Source organism: Bacillus sp. ISL-46, from assembly GCF_018613205.1.
The window spans coordinates 13,321-35,792 of record NZ_JAGGQR010000037.1; the positions used below are offsets into that span (position 1 = coordinate 13,321).

Below are 22,472 nucleotides of genomic sequence, written 5' to 3' on the forward strand. Positions count from 1 at the left end.
AACTGAGATATTTTATAGTAGACGACGATAAAGCAAGTCGTAGAATGCTAAAGAAAATCATTTCAGAGGGCAAGCTAGGAGATGTAGTCGGTGAAGCAGAATCTGGCGCCCATTCGCTTCCGCTCATCCTTTCGATCCGTCCAGATGTTGTCTTAATCGACTTTTTAATGCCTAATCTCGACGGAATTGAAACAATTGAACAATTGAGGATTCAAGGATTTCAAGGACAATTCATCATGATTTCTCAAATCGAAAATAAAGAAATTGTCGGTGAAGCTTATGAAAAGGGTGTTGAGTTCTTTATTCATAAACCAATCAACCGATTAGAAGTACAAAGCATTCTGAAAAAAACAGTAGGACAATATCGCCTTAGACAATCGTTAATGACTATTCGGGAATCCCTGGCATACATGGAATCAGACAAGTTTACGCAAAAACAACGAAGTGTGAAAGAAATCGTATATTCCATATTAAATGATATGGGGATTATCGGAGAATCAGGAAGTGGGGATATGGTATTGATGATGGAATTTTTAATAAATCGCAATGATTCCACTGCACTATTGCCCCCTCTCAAGGATTTATACGAAGCTATTTCCAGTTCGAATAAAGCAGACATCCTGGATATTAAAAAAGAAACGAAATCGATTGAACAGCGTATCCGCAGAGCCATTATAGCAGCACTTAACAACTTGGCTTCATTAGGAACATTGGATTATACCAACCCCAATTTTGAATATTATGCACCCCGTTATTTCGATTTTCAAGAAATAAGGGTACGAATGAAAGAAATGAATCAAAATAGCAATGAAGCAACAAAAGTAAAAATTAATATTAAAAAGTTCCTCCAAGTTTTGTTCCTTGATACAGTAGAAAAATACTCTCAAACTTCATAAAAGAAACGATTTATTTCCCCAGATCTTTAGCAAAGTTCTGGGATTTTTTCTGTCGATTCAAAATAAGGTAAATATTTTATAATCAGTTATGTCGGATTTAGTAGGATTTAATAATCTCCTTATATGATTAACTTACATTTTAAAATTCACAGAAAAATTAGTAAGCGTTTACACTCTATATTTTAAGGAGGATATTGGATGAAAAAATTTAAGTTTGGCTTAGGTTATCAAATACTTGTTGGATTGATTTTGGGGATTATTGTCGGAGCCATTTTTTACGGAAATCCTGCAGTTGCAACCTATTTACAGCCCATTGGTGACATCTTTATTCGAATGATAAAAATGATTGTGGTTCCCATTGTTATTTCAACACTAATCCTTGGTGTTGCCGGAACCGGGGATATGAAAAAGTTAGGTAAACTCGGTGGGAAAACCATTCTTTACTTTGAAATTGTTACATCGATCGCTATTATAATAGGTTTGCTTGCAGCGAATATTTTTAAGCCAGGTGTAGGTGTGGATATGTCCAAACTGGCTAAAGGCGATATACAAACATATGTAGACTCAACAAGTGAAGCAACAAGTCATAGTTTTATGGATACATTTGTGAATATTGTTCCGAAAAATATCTTCGAATCTATAGCAAATGGGGACATGCTTGCTATCATTTTCTTTTCCGTTATGTTTGGGTTAGGAATTGCAGCAATCGGTGAAAAAGGAAAACCAGTTCTTGCATTCTTCCAAGGTACGGCCGATGCCATGTTTTGGGTAACAAATCAGATTATGAAATTTGCACCATTTGGCGTTTTTGCCCTTATAGGTGTAACGGTTTCAAAATTTGGAGTAGCGTCCTTAATTCCACTTGGAAAATTAGTTATTTGTGTTTATGCCGCAATGTTCTTTTTTATTGTTGCTGTGTTAGGTGTTATAGCAAAGATATGTGGGACCAGCATTCTTCATATTACAAAGATATTAAAGAACGAAATCATTTTAGCTTTTTCAACGGCCAGTTCAGAAAGCGTCTTGCCAAAAGTGATGGAAAAAATGGAGAAATACGGGTGTCCGAAAGATGTTGTTTCCTTTGTTATTCCAACAGGTTATTCATTTAACTTAGATGGTTCTACCCTCTATCAAGCGCTAGCAGCAATTTTCATTGCTCAAATGTACGGAATCGATTTAAGTATTTCTCAACAAATTTCTTTAATGTTAGTATTAATGGTTACATCCAAAGGAATTGCAGGTGTACCGGGTGTTTCTTTTGTGGTTCTATTAGCAACTTTAGGAACAGTAGGCATTCCACTAGAAGGCCTCGCATTTATAGCGGGTATCGATAGACTTCTAGATATGGCTCGTACCGTTGTTAATGTATTCGGTAACTCATTGGCAGCAATCGTTATGTCTAAGTGGGAAGGACGATTTGATTCAAAGAAAGGTAAAGAATACATCACTTCCATTGATAAAGCTGCATAAGATGGTAAACACAAAAAGGCGATGACACTCAGTCATCGCCTTTCATTTGTATTAATAATCGAACTTTTTATTATTTATTAGTGGTTTCCCAAGTAATATTAGGTTCAGAAGGCTGAGGATCATTTTTCAACAAGAACTGCTGCAAGCTAGCTATATCATCAGTATTAATAAAATCAACACCGACTTCAAAAGTTCCTTCCATATAGCATCTCTGTCATTCGATTGAATTTATTTAATCAATCTTATAAATGGCAGTATGTTTTTTGAATAAAAAAAATAAACGTATTATATACAAGTTATGAAAAGAATCTTGTATATAATCCACCTTTTCAGGGAAGATGCTTATTGCATTAAAGTACAGTTATCTACAGTATCATCGACAAAAGATTGATACAATGCACCTTTTATCTTTGTGTACATGTATGCCAAGATAAGTGGATAAGGACTTGACGTGGAGCCTCTGTGGGTACGATTTGTCTTGAAAGGCTAAACAGTTGTTTCATCAGGCAACCAAGCCTATCATACCCACCTCTCCACGTAAAGTCCTATCTTTGTGTACGTTGAAAACTATAAATAAACGGCAAGTGCCAGGCACCTGTCGATTTTTGGATATAATGATTGAATATTAACTTGTGTTTTTGGAGCCAGCAACTTAACAAAGCTCACCCACAATTTTTGTCCCGTGAACTTCACTAATATTTAACATACTTGCTATATTATTTAGGTTCTTGTCAGTTATTCCCCCTCCGGGAAGAATAATAATTTGGTCAGCCACAAAATCCACAAATTCCTTCAAACGGCTAAGGTTGTCTTCGATTGATTTAGTACTTGGTCCTCCGTGTGTTAAAATTCGATTCACTCGATGTTTCACAAGCCAATCAATAGCTTCAAACTGATATTCATTTTTTATCTGATCAAACGCCATGTGAAAGGTTACATCCAGCCCTTTCGCAGATTCTAGCAGTTTGAGCATGGCATCCTCATCAATCCAATCAGAATCATTTAAGCAGCCAATCACCACTCCATCTGTCCCTAACTGCTTGAAATGGGCAATATCATTTTGCATAATCTCAATTTCTTCTTTAGTATAAGTAAAGTTTCCGCCTCTGGGCCTAACCATGGTCATTACCTTCGTATTTTTGGAGTGACAATATGAAATGGTTTTTGCAGCTACCCCGTGACTAACAGTAGTGCCTCCGACAGATAGGTTGTCACAAAGCTCAATGCGATGTCCCCCCTTTTCAATAGCCACAGGAACCAAAGTAAAATTCTCTACACAAACTTCTTTTAGCATATACACCCACCTTTCATATAAAACTCAAAGAATACTCCCGGAAAACTAGGCAAATCAAATCTCCTGTTTTCTTGCAGGCTCATCATGTTATCATACAAGAAAAAAACCATTCATGAACCTTCCCTACTTTCCCCCTATCACTCGGTCCTCAAGTAACTGGCAATCGGCTTGGATGCTAAGCCTGAGAACTTCATGATTATTTATGCTATAGTTTGTACACTTATTTTCATATAAGCCTATGCGGAATGGACAAAAGGAAGATACAAATAAAAAAAATCTAAAAAGCCGGCATCTGCTGGCTTTTTGCTTACGCGTAAAATTTTGATTCCTCTTTTTGAATAAAGCTTTTCATTGTATGAAGGACGTATGCTTTTTACTTAAGAATATAAGTACGGAATCGTTCATCTTTAATATTTTTATAGGCTGACATTAGAGTTTTTAAAAAGTTAATGAATTTGTTTTCTGTTATTAACAAGTTCATAAATAGTTTTGGATTCCACTTAAGAAATCCGTATCTTCTGCTATCACCCTGTCATCTTTACCAATTCCACAAAGCTTAATGTAAAGTAACTTGTAGCAATAGCAAAAAACGACTGGTGCCTGACACCAGTCGTTTTTGTTAAGCAAATAATTTCGATTCTTCGGCTTGGAAAAAGCTCTTCATCGCATGAAATACATCTGCTTTTTGCTTAAGAATATAGTAGCGGAATTGATCATCTTTAATGTTCTTATAGGCTGACATTAAGGTTGAATGCCGATTGTATTGATTTACCTCTCCATACCCGAACATGTTTGACACCTTCATTAATTCCTCAACTAGCTTCACGCAGCGGGCGTTATCCGATGTGAGATTATCACCGTCTGAGAAGTGGAATGGATAGATGTTGAACTTACGTGGATTGTATTTGGCATCAATGATTTCTAATGCTTTGCGGTATGCAGATGAACAAATTGTCCCACCGCTTTCACCCTTAGAGAAAAAGTCCTCCTCAGTAACAACTTTAGCCTCAGTATGGTGCGCAATAAACTCAATTTCCACTGTTTCATATTTCGTTCTTAAAAAGCGTGTCATCCAGAAGAAAAAGCTGCGTGCCATATATTTCTCCCATATCCCCATACTTCCACTTGTATCCATCATTGCGATGACCACCGCTTTGGAATCCGGTTTAACTACTTCATTCCAAGTCTTAAATTTCAAATCATCCTTATAAATAGGGTGAAAAGCAGGCTTCCCGCTCATTGCATTCCTTTTAAATGCAGACATCATCGTTCGTTTCTTATCGATATTCCCCATTAAACCTGTTTTTCGTATATCGTTGAATTCAATATTTTCAACGAGATGCTCTTCTTGTTCTTTTCTTTTTAAATTTGGAAGCTCTAATTGTTTAAATAGGGCTTCCTCAAGCTCCATTAATGATACTTCTGCCTCAAAATAGTCTTCGCCTGCTTGGTCTCCTGCTCCTTGGCCTTTACCTGGTCCCTTTTGGCCGCTAGAACCGTCACGTGCAACGACATCACCTACTTGACTGTCACCATCACCTTGGCCCACGTGTTTGTTTTTGTCATAATTATAACGAATTTTATATTCGTCCAATGAACGAATCGGAATTTTTACTACATCTCGACCATTAGACATAATTATGCTCTCTTCTGTAATTAAGTCTGGAAGATTGTTGCGAATTGCCTCCTGGACTTTTTCCTGATGCCTCTGCTGATCATCGTGGCCTTTACGATGGAGGGACCAATCTTCTCTTGAAATGACAAATTGATGGTTGTTAACTGACAATGTAAACCCCTCCTTATTAATTTATTAGTTTCCAAAATGCACAAATTTTTATCAAATTCATAATATAACTCGAATGAAAAAATTAAGATAAATATGGATTACTTTATCCTATGCAGAAAAATAGAATAATTTACAAATTATTTTGACAATTGTGCTTTTGCCTGCTAAATTGGACAAATTATCCATATGGATGCACCGGGACTTTTCCTTATCATCATAAGGAAAAAAATAGACTGACAGATTACCTTCTGCCAGTCCTAGCTATTTTAATCCACTTATCTATTTAATAGACTACCAACATAACGCAGCAATTCATTAGCTGATGTTGTATTATAGCCATGCTCATCAACTAACCTGGCCACCACGTTATTAATCTTTTTCAATTGCTGTTCATCAGGTGTTTTCGATGAAGTGGTGATTTTTACTACATCCTTTAAATCTGCAAACAATTTCTTTTGAATGGCTTCACGCAGGCGGTCATGAGAGTTGTAGTCAAAACGTTTGCCTTTTCTTGCAAAAGCAGAAATTCTTATTAGTACTTCTTCCCTGAAAGCCTTTTTCGCATTTTCAGAGATGCCGATTTGTTCTTCAATAGAACGCATGAGCTTTTCATCTGGATTGATTTCTTCTCCAGTAAGTGGATCGCGAAGCTTCGATTTGTTGCAATAAGCTTCAACATTGTCAAGGTAATTATCCATTAACGTTTTAGCTGATTCTTCGTATGAATAAACAAATGCTTTTTGGACTTCCTTCTTGGCAATATTATCATACTCTTTACGGGCTAATGAGATATAATTCATATAACGTTCACGTAACTCTGTAGTGATGGACGGATGTTGATCCAGCCCATCTTTTAATGATCTTAATACATCAAGTGCATTAATTGAAGGTATTTCTTTACGAATGATCGTGGATGAAATCCGGTTAATCACGTAACGAGGATCAATACCACTCATACCTTCATCTGGATATTCCTTCTTAAGTTCATCCACATCCGCCGTATTAAAGCCCTCCACACTTTCTCCATCATAAAGGCGCATTTTCTTAAGTAAATCAATATCGCCTTTTTTCGGTTCCTTTAAGCGAGTAAGGATGGTAAACATCGCTGCTACCTTTAACGTATGTGGTGCAATGTGAACATCAGAAACATCACTCTCATTAATCATCTTTTCATAAATTCTCTCTTCTTGTGACACCTTCAAGTTATAAGGAATAGGCATAACAATAATCCTTGAGTGGAGTGCTTCATTTTTCTTATTGGAGATAAAGGAACGATACTCCGTTTCGTTCGTGTGTGCAACGATTAGCTCATCAGCACTAATTAAGGCAAACCGGCCTGCTTTGAAATTCCCCTCTTGAGTTAGAGACAACAAGTGCCAAAGGAATTTCTCATCACACTTTAACATCTCCTGGAATTCCATCATTCCACGGTTCGCCTTATTAAGCTCACCATCGAAGCGATAGGCGCGTGGATCTGATTCGGAACCAAATTCCGCAATGGTTGAAAAATCAATACTTCCTGTTAAATCGGCAATATCCTGTGATTTCGGATCGGATGGGCTAAATGTTCCGATTCCAGTTCGCTTATCTTCGGAGAAGAAGATTCTTTCTACTAAAACATCTTCGATTCGTCCACCATACTCCTGTTCTAGACGCATCATATTCAATGGAGAAAGATTACCTTCGATGCGAATTCCATACTCATCATGGAAATCCTTGCGTAAATGATGTGGAATTAAATGAAGTGGATCTTCATGCATTGGGCATCCTTTAATGGCAAACACAGAGCCTCTATCCGTGAGAGAGTAAGCTTCAAGTCCCCTTTTTAGCATGGTAACAAGAGTTGACTTCCCTCCACTTACAGGACCCATTAATAACAAAATACGCTTCCTTACATCCAGCCTTTTTGCTGCCGGATGGAAGTATTCTTCAACAAGCCGTTCCAGCGATTCCTCTAAACCAAATAATTGATTGCTAAAGAATTCGTACTTTTTCGTCTCTTTTTCTTCAGTAATTCCTGCATCTTTAAGCATATTATAAACTCGTGAATGTGCCGACTGTGCAACCCATGGCTTCTCTTTCAACAACTGTAAATAATCTGCGAATGACCCTTCCCACCGTAGCTTTTCTTCTTCTTCGCGATACATCTCGATTTTTTTTAGAATATCCATAAGGCCCTCCCCCTGTAGGTTAATCAGAGACGATTAATATACTCTATGCTGATAAGCTTTTGAACATGCGTACCATTCCAAGTAGCGTCTATCTTTTTTGTATTAATAAAAAGAATCTCCCTCTTTTCATTTTTATAAGATAGGCTATAATAAAACTATATGTGTGATAAAAATGAAAAATGTATGACGAAGGAGGATTACATAAATATGAACACTTTCATCGTTTGTTTAGTAATGGTCACGTTTTTAGCGGCAATCTTCACATCAGGTTATAATGACAAACCAGGCTCTTCAAAATAAAAAAACTGCCAATCGGCAGTTTTTTTATTTAAGATTAAGTTTATTTTTTTGAACAAACTCCTTCATATACATTCTACTCTTCCTATCAAGCATAGTAGCTATTTGGTCAGTCCAGCGGTCCTTTCTTTTCCCATTGGTCCGCTCTTCATAGTAACACGAAATCAAATCATCATATTTTTGCAGTTGACTTAGATAAACTTCAGTGCTTTGTTGATATTCATCTTCATGGTAAACATGTTCATACGGGAGCCTAGGTTTTTTGTCTGTCAATTTGGTTGGTACTCCAACAGCTAGCCCAAACAAAGGAATAACCCGCTCAGGTGTCTTTAAAAGCTTTTTAACTTCTTCTAGGTTATTGCGAATTCCACCTATGTAACATATTCCTAACCCAAGTGATTCCGCTGCAATCGCTGCATTTTGTGCAGCTAAAGAAGCATCTATTAGAGCAACCATGAACTTTTCAGTACTTTCGATAGATGGAGTAACATCTTTTTGTTCCTTCTCCCCAATAATGGTGTGACGATAAAGATCGGCGCAAAAAACAAAAAAGTGACCATTTTTTTCAACATATTCTTGGTTACCAGCAATCTCAGCCAATTTTTTCTTTTTCTCTTTGTCCTTAACACCAATAATAGAGTAGGCTTGAATAAAACTTGATGTTGCCGCTGCTTGGGCACTAGTAACAATCGTTTTGATTTGTTCATCTGTTAATGGCTTGTCCTCAAAATGACGAAGGGAGCGATGATTAAGAATTGTATTGATAACTTCATTCATGACAAACTTCCTTTCATTCATCAAAAGGAGGCCCGATAGGACCTCCTTTTATTATTTTAGATGAGCATAGTTTTGCTGACGAAGTGCTTCATAAATTAGAATGGCAGCTGTATTGGATAAATTTAAGGAACGAATATTTTCATTCATAGGGATCCGCAAACTGACGTCTTTGTTATTTTCAATAACATCTTTCGGAAGTCCTGTTGTTTCCCGTCCAAAGATAAAATAGTAATCTTTGCTTGAATTACTATAATCAAAGCTGCTAAAAGGCTTTTGACCAAATTTTGTGATATAAAAAAAATCACCGCCAGCATTCTTTTCATAAAAGTCATCAAGTGAATCATAGTAGACAATATTAACGTGTTGCCAATAATCCAAACCTGCTCTTTTTAACATTTTGTCATCGGTCGAAAAACCTAATGGACGGATTAAATGTAAATTGGTATCTGTTCCGGCGCATGTTCTTGCTATATTTCCTGTATTAGAAGGAATCTGTGGTTGATATAATACTACATTTATTGACACGTTTCTCACCTCGATAAAAAACTCTACATGCCATTATACCACTATGATTTATCCTTTCAATAATGATGCATTTTTAACCCAGAATCGTATAAAACTTATATTTTATTTTAGGTGTGTAGGCAGATGAATCTTCGTATGCCCAATACCTCATTCGGCTATTATAGGTATGGGCGTTCACTAACGGCATTCCATGTGCATCCTTACCCGTAACAATTGTATTATGATTAAATCGTCCATCCCCTTCAAAATCGTAACAAATAACATCACCTAATAATAATTGATCAGGACTGCTGACTTCTCGTGCCCGTAAACCACTTTTAGAATGTGCAAAATAAAGCTTAAATGAGTGTGCCACCGCCCAGCTATAGCTCCAATTCTTATTTTGGAGCCACCACCCTTTGCCCCGATTTGGATAGCCTCTCATCGGCGCTTCGCCCGTATGGAGGCATTGTGAAATAAAGTTGGTGCAATCATTCTCAAATTTTTTGTAGGCAGGATTGTAGCTGTTCCACCAGCGTTCCGCATATTGTACAGCTTTTAAGCGGTTGTATTGAAAGCTTAATCGTTCATCACTATCCTCTAAGCTCTGTGTAATTGGTACTTGATAAGACTCATGATGATCATAAGGGTTGATTTCCTCATCCATCACTAAAGCCTCTTTATAAAACTTAGCTAATCTTTCTTCGACTTCTTCCTCCATGTAAAGAATACCTTTTTGCTTAATTAAATATTGATAATGAGCATGATATTTTACTGTTTGAAATTCATCCTCTTCATTTCTTTCTATTATTCTGCCGGCTGCTTTTACTTTGACAATTTCTGCAGACCTTTTTGACAATGCACTTTGTTTTATTTCAGCCTTTGGAAAAAATACTTTATGTTTTCTTTTATCGGAGACAAATTGATTTACTCTTTTATCAAATAAATCTTGTATCAAATGAAGCATATTTCTCACCCCTTTCTCTCATACATATGAGAGAAGACAGGATTTCAATCAAAAAAAATGAGCGAACCCTTGAGTTCACTCATTTTTACCTATAATAACTTAAACCTTTTTCTATTTCATTTTGTACTTCCTGATCGGTTTCAAGCTCTTGAGCTTTTTTTAAGGCAGCGAAAGCAGTTTCACCGCCAATTTTCCCAAGGGCCCAGGCAGCTGTTCCTCTTGATACTGGGCTTCCCTCATTTTCTAATACATCTACTAATTCGGGAATTGCTGTTATATCCTTAAAATGGGCAAGCGCGATAATCGCATTCCGTTGAATCGGCTTTTTCCCTCGCCATGAACCAGCAATGTAGCCAAATTTAGCTTTAAATTCCCGATTACTTAATTTTAAGATTGGCTTTAGTAACGGTTTGGCAATATCAGAATCCGCTTCAAGTTCCTCATGGAAATGAAAATTCTTCCCTTTGTTAACCGGACATGCTGTTTGGCAGGAATCACAGCCATAGACGCGGTTACCAATTTTGTCTCTAAACTCATCTGGGATAAATGTTTTTGTTTGTGTTAAATAAGAAATACAGCGCTGTGCATTAATTTGTCCACCTTGTACAAGAGCCCCTGTTGGACAAGCATCCAAACACTTTGTGCATGACCCGCATTGATCTTCAATTGGTGTATCTGGTTCAAAAGGGATACTGGTAATCATTTCCCCCAGATAAACATATGATCCGAACTCCGGTGTAATAATGGAACAATTTTTTCCGCTCCAACCAATTCCAGCACGCTCGGCAACAGCGCGGTCTGAAAGTTCTCCAGTGTCAACCATTGATTTTAACCTAGCTTCTGGCATTTTTGCAGAGATAAACTCCTCAAGTTTGTGCAGCCGGTCCTTGAGAACATGATGATAGTCGAGACCCCAAGAGGCCCTGCTGAAAATCCCTCTTCTCTCACCCTTTTTACTCTCAACACGGTTATTCATTTTGGAAGGGTAAGCAATGGCAATGGAAATGATCGAACGAGGTTCCTCTAGTAATAATGAAGGGGTCACTCTTTTCTCTATATCTGGTTCTTCAAATCCTGATTGGTATTTGAGTTCCTGTTGCCTTATTAATCGGTTTTTCAATTCAGTAAACGTGTCTGCGGTTGTGAAACCAATTTTATCGATTCCAATTTCTTTACTATAGGCGATGAGTTCTTCCTTTAAGTTTAGGACATCCATTTAAACCCCACCTTCCCTAGAAGTCATTTATTTTAATAATTGGCTTGTTATATTATTAGATGCGCATCTATTTATGATAAACTATTTTCAATGAATTTTGGAGGTGGAATGGTTGGAAATTCAACTCTCACAGGAATTATTTGAGCAAATACCTAACTTTAAGCTGGGGATAATTGAATATAAAGATATTGTGGTCGGGGAATCGCAGCAAATGATAAAAGGAAGACTCCAGATGTTCCAAGAATCTATTTATTTTGATTTAGAAAATAAAAATGTTACTGAACTCTCTGGCATTCAGGAATGGCGTACTATTTTTAAAAAGATCGGTAAAGACCCGAACAGGTATCGACCCTCAGTAGAGGCGTTATACAGGAGAGTACAAAAACAAAATTACCTTACTTCCGTTCAGAGTGCGATTGATATTAATAATTTTTTCTCTTTACAATATCAAGTACCAATCGGAATATATGACCTGGATCTCATAAAGGGACGGGTGAGCATTCGGTTGGGAATGGTGGGTGAGGAATATAACGGATTGAATGGGCGAATAAATTCTTTAAATCGTCTAATTGTATCTTGTGATGAACAGGGGCCATTTGGAAGTCCATTCGTCGATTCTGATAGAGCACCAGTAACTTTTGCTACTAAAAATGCACTGCAAATTATTTATTTGAGACCTTCAACCGACGTTGAAAACGCGATGAAACTAACAGAATCTTTAATGAATATGTTTACAAAATTACATGGAGGAGAATCTTCCTTCCAAATCCTTAGGTGTCCATAGGGCATCTTTTTCTTTGTATAGAAAAAAACGCAATGCATCGTTCTCTTATGTAACGATACACTGCGTTAGTTAATATGTATGGAGCGGGTGATGGGAATCGAACCCACTACATCAGCTTGGAAGGCTGAGGTTTTACCAGTAAACTACACCCGCACTAATAAGTGACAAATTTTTGAATCATCAACTGACCTTTTCTATATTACACACTATTTTTAGTATCGTCAAGGGAAAAATGCAAATTTTGTCGAATTTATTTCGTTACATAGAAAATGAACTAACACTGTATTTTCTATGACTAGGTTATTACTCAAAAGGTAAAGAAATGACTTTTTTCTGTAAATCCGCTTATAGTCTTGCAAAAAATATCAAGAGGATCTGTATTTTATTACTAATACGGTTGGTGATAATAACGTAAAGTAGATTAGATTTCATACATGCACAAGATTTATTAATTTCCCTTGGTTAGCGTTGGTCTATTTTTTCATTCAGCGGGCTGCTGACGCTTCCTCTAGTTACCGTTGAACTGTTTTTTCACCAGCGAGGGGCACGAATAGATTCTATTATCCTTTAACATAGTAAATAACTTAGATGTAACTCTGTTAGTGGATTAGTGGTCAATAAAGCACTAAATTTTCGCAAAAAAAAACATTTCTCAAATTAATGAGAAATGTTCTTTTAAAACAAATTGATACCGGTGATCGGGGTCGAACCGATACTCCTCACGGAACACGATTTTGAGTCGTGCTTAAAATTTATTTACGAAAATATTTACGAGATATGCCGTCCATTCAACGTTTTCTTACGTTCAACTGCTGAAATCGAAAAAGTTCATACGCACGATTACCTGTTTAAATTCACTATATCAATTTTACATACACTTGTACAGACTCTAAATCAACTCGACGAAACTAGGTAGACGAAATAAGCCCGCCTTCGTTAAATTACGATATTTAACACGAGACTTAACTGGTTCAATAAACGCAAAATCCTTCTCTTCACGAATCACCGGCTTAGAGTAAATTTGCTTCCGAGCTAACGAAGGTACACCGAGTTCCATAACACCTGCATAACGGCCATCGTCGAATGCCAACAGTAAACCGAAATTCTTTGGCTGCTTACGATACCCAACGACAAAGACATCTGAGAACTGGTAGTTAATAACCTTCAACCACGAATTTGAACGTTTGCCGACTTCATAACGTGAATCCTTACGTTTTAATACGATACCTTCAAGCGCTTGTTCCTTTACAGCGTCAAAATAAGCCTCACCATGACCTTCAATGAACTGCGTCTTAGCAATCAACGTATTATCCTCAGGGACTATCTCTGCAAGTACATCCTTACGTTTAAGAAGTGGTAAGTTTGTGATCCGTTCACCTTTGTGCTGGATTACGTCAAAAGCGACGAAGGTAACTGGTGTCTTATCCTTAGAACTCATAAACCTACTCATTACGGCTTCAAAGTCAGGCTTACCCTTATCGTCACTTACGATTAGTTCTCCATCAAGGACAGTTCCAGGCGGAATGTCTAAGTTATGAAATTCAGGGAATTTCGATGTAATCTCGTTTTTGTGCCGTGAATATAAATGAACTTTACCTGCGTCATCAACTGAATATATTAAACGGATGCCGTCGAGTTTAAGCTCCGTGATGTAATCATTCGAATCAAACGGTTCCTTCGATCTATGCAGTAGCATTGGCGAAATAAACATGTTATACACCTCACTACTATTCTAACAGAGACAAAATGTAAATTTAATGGAAACTAAAGGGTGTAAAGGTTTGTTACTAATGTGAATTTTTAGTATGTGATAATAACTAATGTTTCTCTTTTGTTCATATTATTCCAAAAGTGACATATATCCTTTTACGAATCTTAATTAAAATGGAGTGTCGAAGGTAACTCTTTCCAAACCTTATTATCATAGCTTACGATATAAGTAAAAAAAGGAGATGTATTAGATGGGAAATGATCTAGAAAAAGCTAAAAATACGCTAGATACAATCTCGGACAAGTTAAAAAAGTATATAGATATTAAAAACAATATCTTGGATAACGAATATGTTCAGGTATTAGGGGATGCATCTAAGGTTGTTGGATTATTACGGAATGCTAGCACTCTAATTGCACAAAAACGTTTTGAAGCTTTTTTAAAGGGATTTAAACCCGATGATGTTCCAACTGAAGAACAATTAGCAAAGTTACGGGATTACATCGATAACGAAGAAAAGGCACAATTTATTTCGGATACCCTATCTAAAATATTGTTATCTAAATCTACAAAGTCTTGCACCATATTAGGCATAATTATGTACGAAGTGATTGAAAATAAGCAAAACATTTCGCACGATTATTTAGTCTGTATGGATGCGTTAATGAACCTTTTTGATAAAGATATTGATAACATTAAATTTATGTATCAACATCTAGATACAACAAAATACGGTAGATTTTACCGTTTTGGTAAGCCTTTTAAAGAGGCGTGTAACACCGCTGGCATAGATAAAAACAGTATGGAATTAACTTTAGATAAGGCGATAAATTATCAAATTATAAAACGTACTTACGAAATTGATTTAAATTTAGATATAGACGATGATACGCCTTCCTCTAGCGATGGAAGTGCTGAAAATGACGAATATATTCATAAATCTAATCCAGGAAAATTATTAAACCGTTTCATTAAAACTATATCCTGAATAATTTTAAACGGGCAAGCATTTAAGCAAGCCCGTTTATTTACGCCTTTACTAACGTACCTTTATCTAATTGGTATTCGTATGTGTTAAACAAGAACGTTACTATGGTTTTTGCGGAGTTAATAACTACTAAAGCATGGTGTTGGTCTACATCATACCTTCTATGGTGAGCATCACCATTCTCGTTCCTGATTTCAGCTAATCCGTTAACTATGTTAATCAGCCCGCTTATAACCTGCTTTAACGGTGCTTCTAGATTGGGGTTAGTCGTGTTTAAATTAAGGTGTTTACGCACTTTCTTAAACAACGCAGGCAAATCAAGCTTATCTTCAATCTGTTCGCCCGTTATGTTTACTATTATTTCGTTACATACTCCCTCTACTAACGAACGAGCACTTGTAATGGCACCCGAATAATCCTCTTCGTTAAAACGCTTTTCACATTTAGCTAAATCTTCTTTAATATGGGCAAACGTTAAGCGGGCAGGGATTTGGCTAGGAACGTGTATAATCCTTACGTCAATTTGCTCATCTTCCAGATAGTCTAAATATTCGTTAAAGCAGGATCTAACATATTGTTTTAACGTATATTCATTTTCATCTCTATCCAAATTCGTAGTTAAAAAATATACGGCTTCAGTAAGATTTCTACTAGCCTGTGTAAAATCTGGTACTTTAATGTTTTGTTTGCGTGCTATGGCTTTAATAATATTTCGGCTTTCTTCATAAAAGTTTTCCTCTTCAATTTGTGCTACGTAAAGTTCTGTAAAAGGTCCGTTATTCCAATATTGTTCTATCAATTTACAGAGATTAACCTTCGTTTTTTCAAGTTTATTTAAGGCGTTCATATATCGCTCTCCCGTTATTCCATTATTATCCTTAAAATCTATTATACCACCGCATAAGCATAAGTAATAATGCTATCAGATAATTAAAACAAAACGGTAAGCATTAAGCCAATATAGGCAAAGTTAATACAGTGCTACGGCGTAAACGTAACGTTTAACCCTCCGTTTTTTAAAAATCTTGTAGCAAAATTTTACGGGCTAGAAAACGGAGACGATTCTTCACTCCTCCCTCCTTTTTGCCTTCCTCCGTTGATACCGCACAATACCTATTTTAACGGTATCATTACGCTATCCCTCCGTTGTGTATTACGTTGTATTCTTCTACGTTCATTAGTGCGTGTAACAAACCTTTTACGTAATAACGTAATAGTAGTACCTGTAACAAACGCATATACCAACGTTTATATACGGCTACATTATTACACTATTACCTACGTTATACATATTTACGCACCCCCACGCACGGAAGGCTTGCTGAGCTGGTATTTAGCGGTATACAATACGTTAGCTACACGTTACCCCTTACGTTACCTACACGTAAAACACCCGTATTTTTTAACCTCGGTAGCCTATATTAACACCAACATTTAACGCATATAACAACGTTATTATACGTAAAGTAAAGGTACTTCACATTAACTATCTATTCCCCAAGAATTCTAGGTACTCAATATTATAGAAATCTAGCGCTGCCTTCCATTCCGCTTTCTTGTACCCACGGGCAACGGGATCATCGTTTTCATCTACATAAATAAGCCTAAATTTACGGTTATCCTCTATTTCCTCACCGTTATAATCGAACACTAGCTTTATTTCAATTTTACTTATAGCAGGTGCTGTATCTGTTACGCTAACCAACTCGTAACCAACTAACTTTTTACCTTTAAATATTTCACGTAACCTACCTGCTAACTTACCCTCGGTTAATACTTTATCGTAGTTTGTAGTCATTTTAGCAAGAGTGCCGTAATTACCCGCTTCTATATAACCAAGATATTCTATAACGGATTTTTCAGGAGTATCGTCACCGTATTCGGTTAAGCTACCGTTAGCAGGTATATCATCCCCTACTGTTATTTCACGTGGTTTCCAACCTTCCATAAACTCACTTTGCCTTCTACTTTCTTGCCATAACTCCAACGATTTTGCTAACTGTTCGGTTGTTTCTTCTATTTTAGGCGGTTCGTATTCTTTCGTAATACCTTTTTTACCTTCTTTTATACCTCTAGCCCAATCCGCTAATGATAGTAAGGTAGCTAACGCTTTCGAGGAAACTTGAATGTTACCGTAACCTAAATCTCTACCGTGTAATATCCCGTTTCTAAACGGTAAGTTAATTTCTTCATTTGTAGTTTTTTTACGGCTCTTACCTAATATTTTTGCAACCGTACCTAAACCACTTTCGTGAGCTGCGATTGTATCCCAAACTGAAAGGTCTACCTTTTCAGCAAAGAAACCATACCTTTCAAATTCGTTAACAAAGCCATCTATAAGCATTAAAAATAACGGTACACTTGCGTAATATCTACCGCTAAAATGATCGTCCAATGCGTTTATCAGTAAATCTCTTCGTGGCTTAAATTCTTCGATATATTTTAGGCGATTTGCAAGGAAGTTAACATTTTCCCTCTCCGTAAAAAAGCCTACCAATTCTCGTTCAGCATCATCTGTTCTACCATCTTCTGCGAGTTTTACGCACTTTTCCATTAATTCATGATTAAGTGATTCAAAAGCTATCCATCCTTTTTTAGCAAAGAAATGATTAAATCTATCAAGTGTTTGTGTTAGCTCCTTAAACTGTTTGCTTATAGTAGGTACATCCTTAAATAATTCTTGGTTAATGGAAGTTCCTAAACCAAACTGTTCAGCAACCGCAAACAATTCTTGTAAACCTTGCATACCGCTAATGCTTGTTTCCATTTCTTTAAAACTATAATTATCTTTAATTCTTGGTTTATTATTATTTTTCTTTTTATGTTTCTTTTTAGCCAATATACTTCCCCCTCAGACATATTCCTTGCTTATATTACAAATTCTAACAATATATTTTTATCCCTTCAATTTTTTACAGAAATAAAAAAAGCTACCATTAGGCAAGCTAATTACACTATCTTTTTAAATTGTTCAACGGGCTAAATTTCTTATGTCCTTCGGCTACTCCATCGCTAAATAAGTCAAGGAATATTTAGTCATTTCTAGCGTTGTATGCCCGAGTATGGTTATTAATTGAAAGGCGTTAGCACCGTTAATAACGCATAGTTTTGCGAATATGTGTCGTAATGTGTGGCAACTAACTAAACACCCTTAATACCTAATTTGTTACCATTATATCTGTTGAATCAGTAATCCATATCCGCTTGAATTTATAAAGGTTTCTAGATTCCTCGCCCATGTTCGTCCATCTCCAGGCACATGTCCGTCACAACACATCCCCCTTAGTTATGATACGGTACCCCCATTAATCTCTTGATTCTATATAGTTCTCTTCGGTTTACATACGATTGACAACATAATCTAACTTTTTGTCTTTAAGAAAAAAAAATACCCTTATTTAGACGATCTTGTTCTTAAACAAAAGAGCTCTATTAGCGGAATTCTAAATGTCTCGTGTCAATTGCCGTTTCTCATCTCTCTTTCGCAAATACTATAATGGTAGATTGATAGAACGGAGGTGTTTCCTTTGCCAATCACTTTGACAACAGGTCCGGTATGGCAAAATCCTGATACGCAGAACATTGTAGTTAATGTTTTGAATGTATCGGACAAACCTCAGAAAGTCACTGTTTCAGTCATTGACCATTCGGATTGTACTAACCCTGAGTTGGGTAAGGTAGCGTTTTTATGTGGACAACCAGTAGCCCCAAACGGTATGCAAATAACTACCCAACCATTAGTCGAAGACTGTGACTGCTTATCTGACCCAACGTGTTGTAACCCTAATCCAGTCTTCACACCCGTTACTTTTACAATCCCTCCAAAGGCTACTCTGGCGGTTTATGCTATTTCAAATCCTTTCTTTCCGCCGAATCCTTGTTTTGAAGCACGTGTAACAGGTCCGTTTACTCCATCGATATTTCCACCAAGCCCTTGCCGTATCAGCTTAGTTGGTGTCAATGCAGCGGGTGTACCACAGTTAGGGAACATTTTTTATCACAGTAACTTTGTTGTTGCCCCACCTTCACCAGTCTAGGATGAACGAATGATAACTGTAATCGAACGGTAGCTTAATTAGCTGCCGTTTTTGTTTTGGGTTAAGTCAGGAACAACGCATTACTACCAGGTAGTCTTTATAGTATGACCCCCGAGATTTCCAAATCTGAAAAAATTTTTTAAAACGGATTTATCTATTTTGACCAATGATTTTATAGAAACGGGGGCATACCTCTCGGATCAAGGTTTCGTGATTTGTCGTCCATGTGTGCATTACACCAGGCAAGTGTCGATATGGCATGGGGGCTGTGTTCGTGATAGGGTAGCCCTCCCCCTGTTTTGATCATTAATAACAAACAAAAAGCGAACCATCATTCAGTTCGCCTGTATCGTCTCATATTCTTTTATTAACTTATAGTACGTTGTCCGTTTCACATCTGCTCTTCTCATTGCTTATGTCGCCGTGATCCGCTCTGCTTTCCATTCTTTATATACCTCTATAAACGCATCCGTTATTTCCGCCTTCGGCCTACCAAACTGTACTCCATTTTTCAACGCAACATCTATTCCTTCTCGTTGACGCTTCTTGATCCGTTCTCTTTCTTCCTCTGCTAACCAAGATAGTATCTGAAGTACCAAATCGGAGATAAACGTTCCAAGGCTGTCCTTGTATTTCGTAGTATCCAATAAAGGCATATCGAGTACAACAATATCAGCATTAATGGTTTTAGTTATATCCGTGCATTCATTAAAAATTTCTTCCTTGTTCCGCCCAAATCTGTTTAACTGGTGAATGTACAATGTATCTCCTGAACTTAAATGCTGTTTTTACTACTTAAACTCCGATTAAAATCTTTACCACTTTGCTTTTAGATAAAAATGTCTCAGTCGCTGATGCAAACCTCTATCATAGACTGTATTTGCTATTAGTTTCTATTTAACAACCAAGTATTAAATTGTTCTTCTGTATTACCACCGTAGCTATAGATTGAGTGAAATTCCTTGTGACAAGTCTTACATAGAGTAATTCCGTTATCTACATCAAGCCTTCGATCAGAAAACTTATCCCATCCATTCTTATGATGAGCTACTAAATTCCCGCCCTTGCCATCTCCACAACACTTACAAGTATATAAATCTCTTTCATAGACAGATGTTCTCCACTTTTTATACCCTTCTAACAAACGTTCTTTAATTCGTTCTTCATGTGGTTTATCTTCACGCCATTTAGGATTATTGGACCCAGAAAAATATAATGACCAACCCATATCTTTACATTCCGTTGAGCAATAAAAATACTTCCTAGATTGTCTTTTTGTCTTAGTGGCATATATCGGTTTACCGCATATTGAGCAAGGATACATTTCTCCTGCTTTTCTGTTAAGGTTATACTCAGCCAGTGCCCACTCATAACACCTTCTAGAGCAGTATTTCTTTATACTTCTTTTTGCTGCCCCCGGCTTTCTCGGGAATACCTTTCCACACACTTCACAATCCAAAGTAACCCTTACATAATTAGGGTTTAAATCACCTGTCATAAGGATTCTACGATGTTCTCTATAACATTCATCGGAACAGTATATATGTTTTTGATTATTTACTTTGTAAGGAATCTCATTTATCTCTTTTTGACAATATCCGCAATTAGTTATTACCCGATTATAGTTTGGATTCCCCTCACCTTTCATCAGTTCTTTTAAATGTAGGGTTCTACAGTCTTGATTACAATAGACGTATTCACGGCCCTCAATTTGCGAAACCGGTCTTTCTACTTCCTCACCACAATACGCACATGGTACTGATATTTGTTTCTTTTGAGCCTCTCCCCTACATTTCGTACTACAAAACTTGGTATCGTTGCTATTTGAAGGGAATTTTTTACTGCAAATTGTACAAGAAAGTTCATATTTTTTTCTGTTGTTTCTTCTACATACTTTACATTTATTTTCATAACCGTCTTTGATATATTTGGAAGAAGGAAACATAAGAATCTCTAACCTTTGATCACATTGCTTACAGATTTTATGCGTTAACACGAATTCCGCCTCTTTCATCACCCATTGTTATTGATGTAATTCTTCCCGAAAAATTCGTATGTCAATCGTCCAAACTATCACACTCCCGAGATCTCCAAGTCCAAAAAAAATTTTTCAATCGCTTTTTTCCTATGTTTTCCTTCTGAATTTACATGACAGGTACTTACTCCCTTGCTGAATCGTCAAGGTTCGAATATTAGCGTCCATATTCGTCCACCGTCAGGCATAGTGCGATATGACATGTGTGTCACTCTCGAGATAGAGTGGCCCCCATACCTAACATAAAATCACTTTTTCTCGTCTCCAAAGATGTCAGTTAAATCAATTCCCTAAACCCGAATTTTGTTCGTATTTGAATTTCTCATTTTCTAATCGATTTATTGTGTCAGTTAAAATGACAGTATTCATTCACTACGATAAAAGTCGTTTCTACCTACTATTACAAGGGAGGCAACTTACCGTTACTTCAGCAGTTTACCTACCAATAGTATCTTTACACCTTGAAAGTATCATAACTTAAAAGTATTGACACCGTTTTGACGATGCAGTACTATCAAGGCATCACACAGTGTCATAACTTAGATTCATAAATCAAAGGGGGAATTACATATGAAATACGGCTATGCGAGGGTAAGTACGATTCAACAAGACTTAGAAGCACAGTTACAAACATTAAAGAACGAAGGTTGCGAGGTTATCTATTCAGAGAAGTTCACTGGTACAAAGGCAGAGCGACCAAAATTCCAAGAAGTTCTTTCGAAACTAGTAGAAGGCGACACACTTGTGGTAACGAAATTAGACCGCTTTGCTCGTTCTACTGTCGATGCAATCAATACTGTAAAAGCGTTATTCGAAAGAGGCGTAAAGGTACACGTTCTGAATATGGGGTTAATCGAAGACACGCCTACTGGAAGGTTAATACTAACCATTATGAGCGGTTTCGCAGAGTTTGAACGTGACATGATTGTAGAACGCACTCAAGAAGGCAAGGCAATTGCTAAACAACGTGATGATTTCCGAGAAGGTCGACCTAAAAAATTCGAAATGAAGCATATTGACCACGCTTTAAAACTACTAGAGACACACTCTTACAAAGAAGTTGAAGCGATGACTGGAATATCGAAGAGTACGCTGATCAGAGCGAAAAAGAAGCTAAAGGCAATTGAGTAACCATACTGCTTTTAATGCAGGGTGGTTTTTCGGCACACAGCCCTAGCTAAACGGTAGAGATTTTTTTTGTTACGATGTCATACTGTCAAGTAAATTTACTTTACATTAAGTTTCACAATACCTACCAACCGCTTGGTACATCTAGGTTTTCGATTTGATGATCCGTAGACCCCGAGGTTTCTAGAAACGCCATTTTCGGTCAAGCTGCATCAAGTGAAGTACCGATTCATACCGTCCACATTAATCGTATATACACATGCTAAATTAGATGCCGTTCATTCGTTAAACATACATGCTGAATCGTTACATAGGCGTTCATAGCAGCATTAACGGTTAACAACTACTAACTCATTAACTCCTTTTTAAGCGTATTCTTCCGTTAACCTCATCCCGTAAAATGACGATTTT

The 22,472-nt window shown here is 36.9% G+C and carries 18 protein-coding genes, 1 tRNA gene and 1 pseudogene; 6 read left to right on the forward strand and 14 right to left on the reverse strand.

Features of this window, described 5'->3' with window-relative positions; translation table 11 throughout:
• Positions 1 to 2: 2 nt before the first annotated feature.
• Positions 3 to 896 (forward strand): response regulator, encoded by an 894-nt coding sequence (locus tag J7E67_RS17570; RefSeq protein ID WP_214713373.1) that lies wholly within the window; start codon positions 3 to 5, stop codon positions 894 to 896.
• Between the two features lie 198 nt (positions 897 to 1,094).
• Positions 1,095 to 2,366, forward strand: coding sequence for a cation:dicarboxylate symporter family transporter (locus J7E67_RS17575; protein ID WP_214713329.1), 1,272 nt, complete (start codon positions 1,095 to 1,097; stop codon positions 2,364 to 2,366).
• Positions 2,367 to 2,436: 70 nt separating this feature from the next.
• Here the strand turns inward: J7E67_RS17575 and J7E67_RS31870 are convergent, their stop codons facing one another.
• The 8 genes from J7E67_RS31870 to queG form a co-directional block, all read right to left on the reverse strand.
• The gene (locus tag J7E67_RS31870) at positions 2,437 to 2,568 is read right to left on the reverse strand and encodes a hypothetical protein (RefSeq protein WP_285290503.1); all 132 of its coding nucleotides are present in this window, start codon (positions 2,566 to 2,568) and stop codon (positions 2,437 to 2,439) included.
• A gap of 450 nt (positions 2,569 to 3,018) precedes the next feature.
• On the reverse strand, positions 3,019 to 3,660 hold the full coding sequence (locus J7E67_RS17580; protein ID WP_214732520.1) for a copper homeostasis protein CutC: 642 nt from the start codon (positions 3,658 to 3,660) through the stop codon (positions 3,019 to 3,021).
• A gap of 619 nt (positions 3,661 to 4,279) precedes the next feature.
• A complete protein-coding gene (gene yhbH / locus J7E67_RS17590; RefSeq protein ID WP_168242317.1) occupies positions 4,280 to 5,446 on the reverse strand; it encodes a sporulation protein YhbH in 1,167 nt (388 codons plus the stop codon).
• Between the two features lie 275 nt (positions 5,447 to 5,721).
• A complete protein-coding gene (locus tag J7E67_RS17595; RefSeq protein ID WP_214713331.1) occupies positions 5,722 to 7,617 on the reverse strand; it encodes a PrkA family serine protein kinase in 1,896 nt (631 codons plus the stop codon).
• Positions 7,618 to 7,941: 324 nt separating this feature from the next.
• Entirely contained in the window at positions 7,942 to 8,691 is a 750-nt protein-coding gene (gene nfsA / locus J7E67_RS17600; RefSeq protein ID WP_214713332.1) for an oxygen-insensitive NADPH nitroreductase, read from the reverse strand.
• A 51-nt stretch (positions 8,692 to 8,742) separates the two neighbouring features.
• Positions 8,743 to 9,216, reverse strand: a complete 474-nt coding sequence (gene trmL / locus J7E67_RS17605; RefSeq protein WP_088085886.1) for a tRNA (uridine(34)/cytosine(34)/5-carboxymethylaminomethyluridine(34)-2'-O)-methyltransferase TrmL — start codon at positions 9,214 to 9,216, stop codon at positions 8,743 to 8,745.
• Between the two features lie 73 nt (positions 9,217 to 9,289).
• Positions 9,290 to 10,162 carry an amidase domain-containing protein gene (locus J7E67_RS17610; protein WP_214713333.1) on the reverse strand — a complete coding sequence of 291 codons (873 nt, stop codon included), beginning with the start codon at positions 10,160 to 10,162 and terminating at the stop codon, positions 9,290 to 9,292.
• 85 nt (positions 10,163 to 10,247) lie between these two features.
• Complete coding sequence (gene queG, locus J7E67_RS17615; RefSeq protein ID WP_214732521.1) at positions 10,248 to 11,378, reverse strand: tRNA epoxyqueuosine(34) reductase QueG; 1,131 nt, start codon at positions 11,376 to 11,378, stop codon at positions 10,248 to 10,250.
• A gap of 112 nt (positions 11,379 to 11,490) precedes the next feature.
• Here queG and J7E67_RS17620 point away from each other — a divergent pair, with 112 nt between their 5' ends.
• Entirely contained in the window at positions 11,491 to 12,162 is a 672-nt protein-coding gene (locus J7E67_RS17620) for a B3/B4 domain-containing protein (protein WP_214713335.1), read from the forward strand.
• 79 nt (positions 12,163 to 12,241) lie between these two features.
• On the opposite strand, the gene J7E67_RS17625 is transcribed toward J7E67_RS17620, so the two are convergent.
• Positions 12,242 to 12,315, reverse strand: a tRNA-Gly gene (locus J7E67_RS17625).
• 736 nt (positions 12,316 to 13,051) lie between these two features.
• Entirely contained in the window at positions 13,052 to 13,873 is an 822-nt protein-coding gene (locus J7E67_RS17630; RefSeq protein WP_214732522.1) for an ATP-dependent DNA ligase, read from the reverse strand.
• Positions 13,874 to 14,123: 250 nt separating this feature from the next.
• Between J7E67_RS17630 and J7E67_RS17635 the strand changes: the two genes are divergently transcribed.
• Entirely contained in the window at positions 14,124 to 14,861 is a 738-nt protein-coding gene (locus J7E67_RS17635) for a hypothetical protein (RefSeq protein WP_214732523.1), read from the forward strand.
• 40 nt (positions 14,862 to 14,901) lie between these two features.
• On the opposite strand, the gene J7E67_RS17640 is transcribed toward J7E67_RS17635, so the two are convergent.
• Together J7E67_RS17640 and J7E67_RS17645 are read right to left on the reverse strand one after the other, a co-directional pair.
• Positions 14,902 to 15,708, reverse strand: coding sequence for an abortive infection family protein (locus tag J7E67_RS17640; RefSeq protein ID WP_214732524.1), 807 nt, complete (start codon positions 15,706 to 15,708; stop codon positions 14,902 to 14,904).
• A gap of 639 nt (positions 15,709 to 16,347) precedes the next feature.
• Positions 16,348 to 17,700 carry a DUF2612 domain-containing protein gene (locus J7E67_RS17645; protein ID WP_214732525.1) on the reverse strand — a complete coding sequence of 451 codons (1,353 nt, stop codon included), beginning with the start codon at positions 17,698 to 17,700 and terminating at the stop codon, positions 16,348 to 16,350.
• A gap of 688 nt (positions 17,701 to 18,388) precedes the next feature.
• On the opposite strand from J7E67_RS17645, the gene J7E67_RS17650 reads away from it, so the two are divergent.
• The gene (locus J7E67_RS17650) at positions 18,389 to 18,898 is read left to right on the forward strand and encodes a hypothetical protein (RefSeq protein WP_214732526.1); all 510 of its coding nucleotides are present in this window, start codon (positions 18,389 to 18,391) and stop codon (positions 18,896 to 18,898) included.
• 335 nt (positions 18,899 to 19,233) lie between these two features.
• On the opposite strand, the pseudogene J7E67_RS32140 reads toward J7E67_RS17650, so the two are convergent.
• A pseudogene (locus tag J7E67_RS32140) lies at positions 19,234 to 19,739 on the reverse strand (recombinase family protein).
• Positions 19,740 to 19,784: 45 nt separating this feature from the next.
• Positions 19,785 to 20,894 carry an HNH endonuclease gene (locus J7E67_RS32145; protein WP_308161441.1) on the reverse strand — a complete coding sequence of 370 codons (1,110 nt, stop codon included), beginning with the start codon at positions 20,892 to 20,894 and terminating at the stop codon, positions 19,785 to 19,787.
• A 609-nt stretch (positions 20,895 to 21,503) separates the two neighbouring features.
• Here J7E67_RS32145 and J7E67_RS17665 point away from each other — a divergent pair.
• Entirely contained in the window at positions 21,504 to 22,064 is a 561-nt protein-coding gene (locus tag J7E67_RS17665) for a recombinase family protein (protein WP_214732527.1), read from the forward strand.
• Positions 22,065 to 22,472 lie beyond the last annotated feature (408 nt).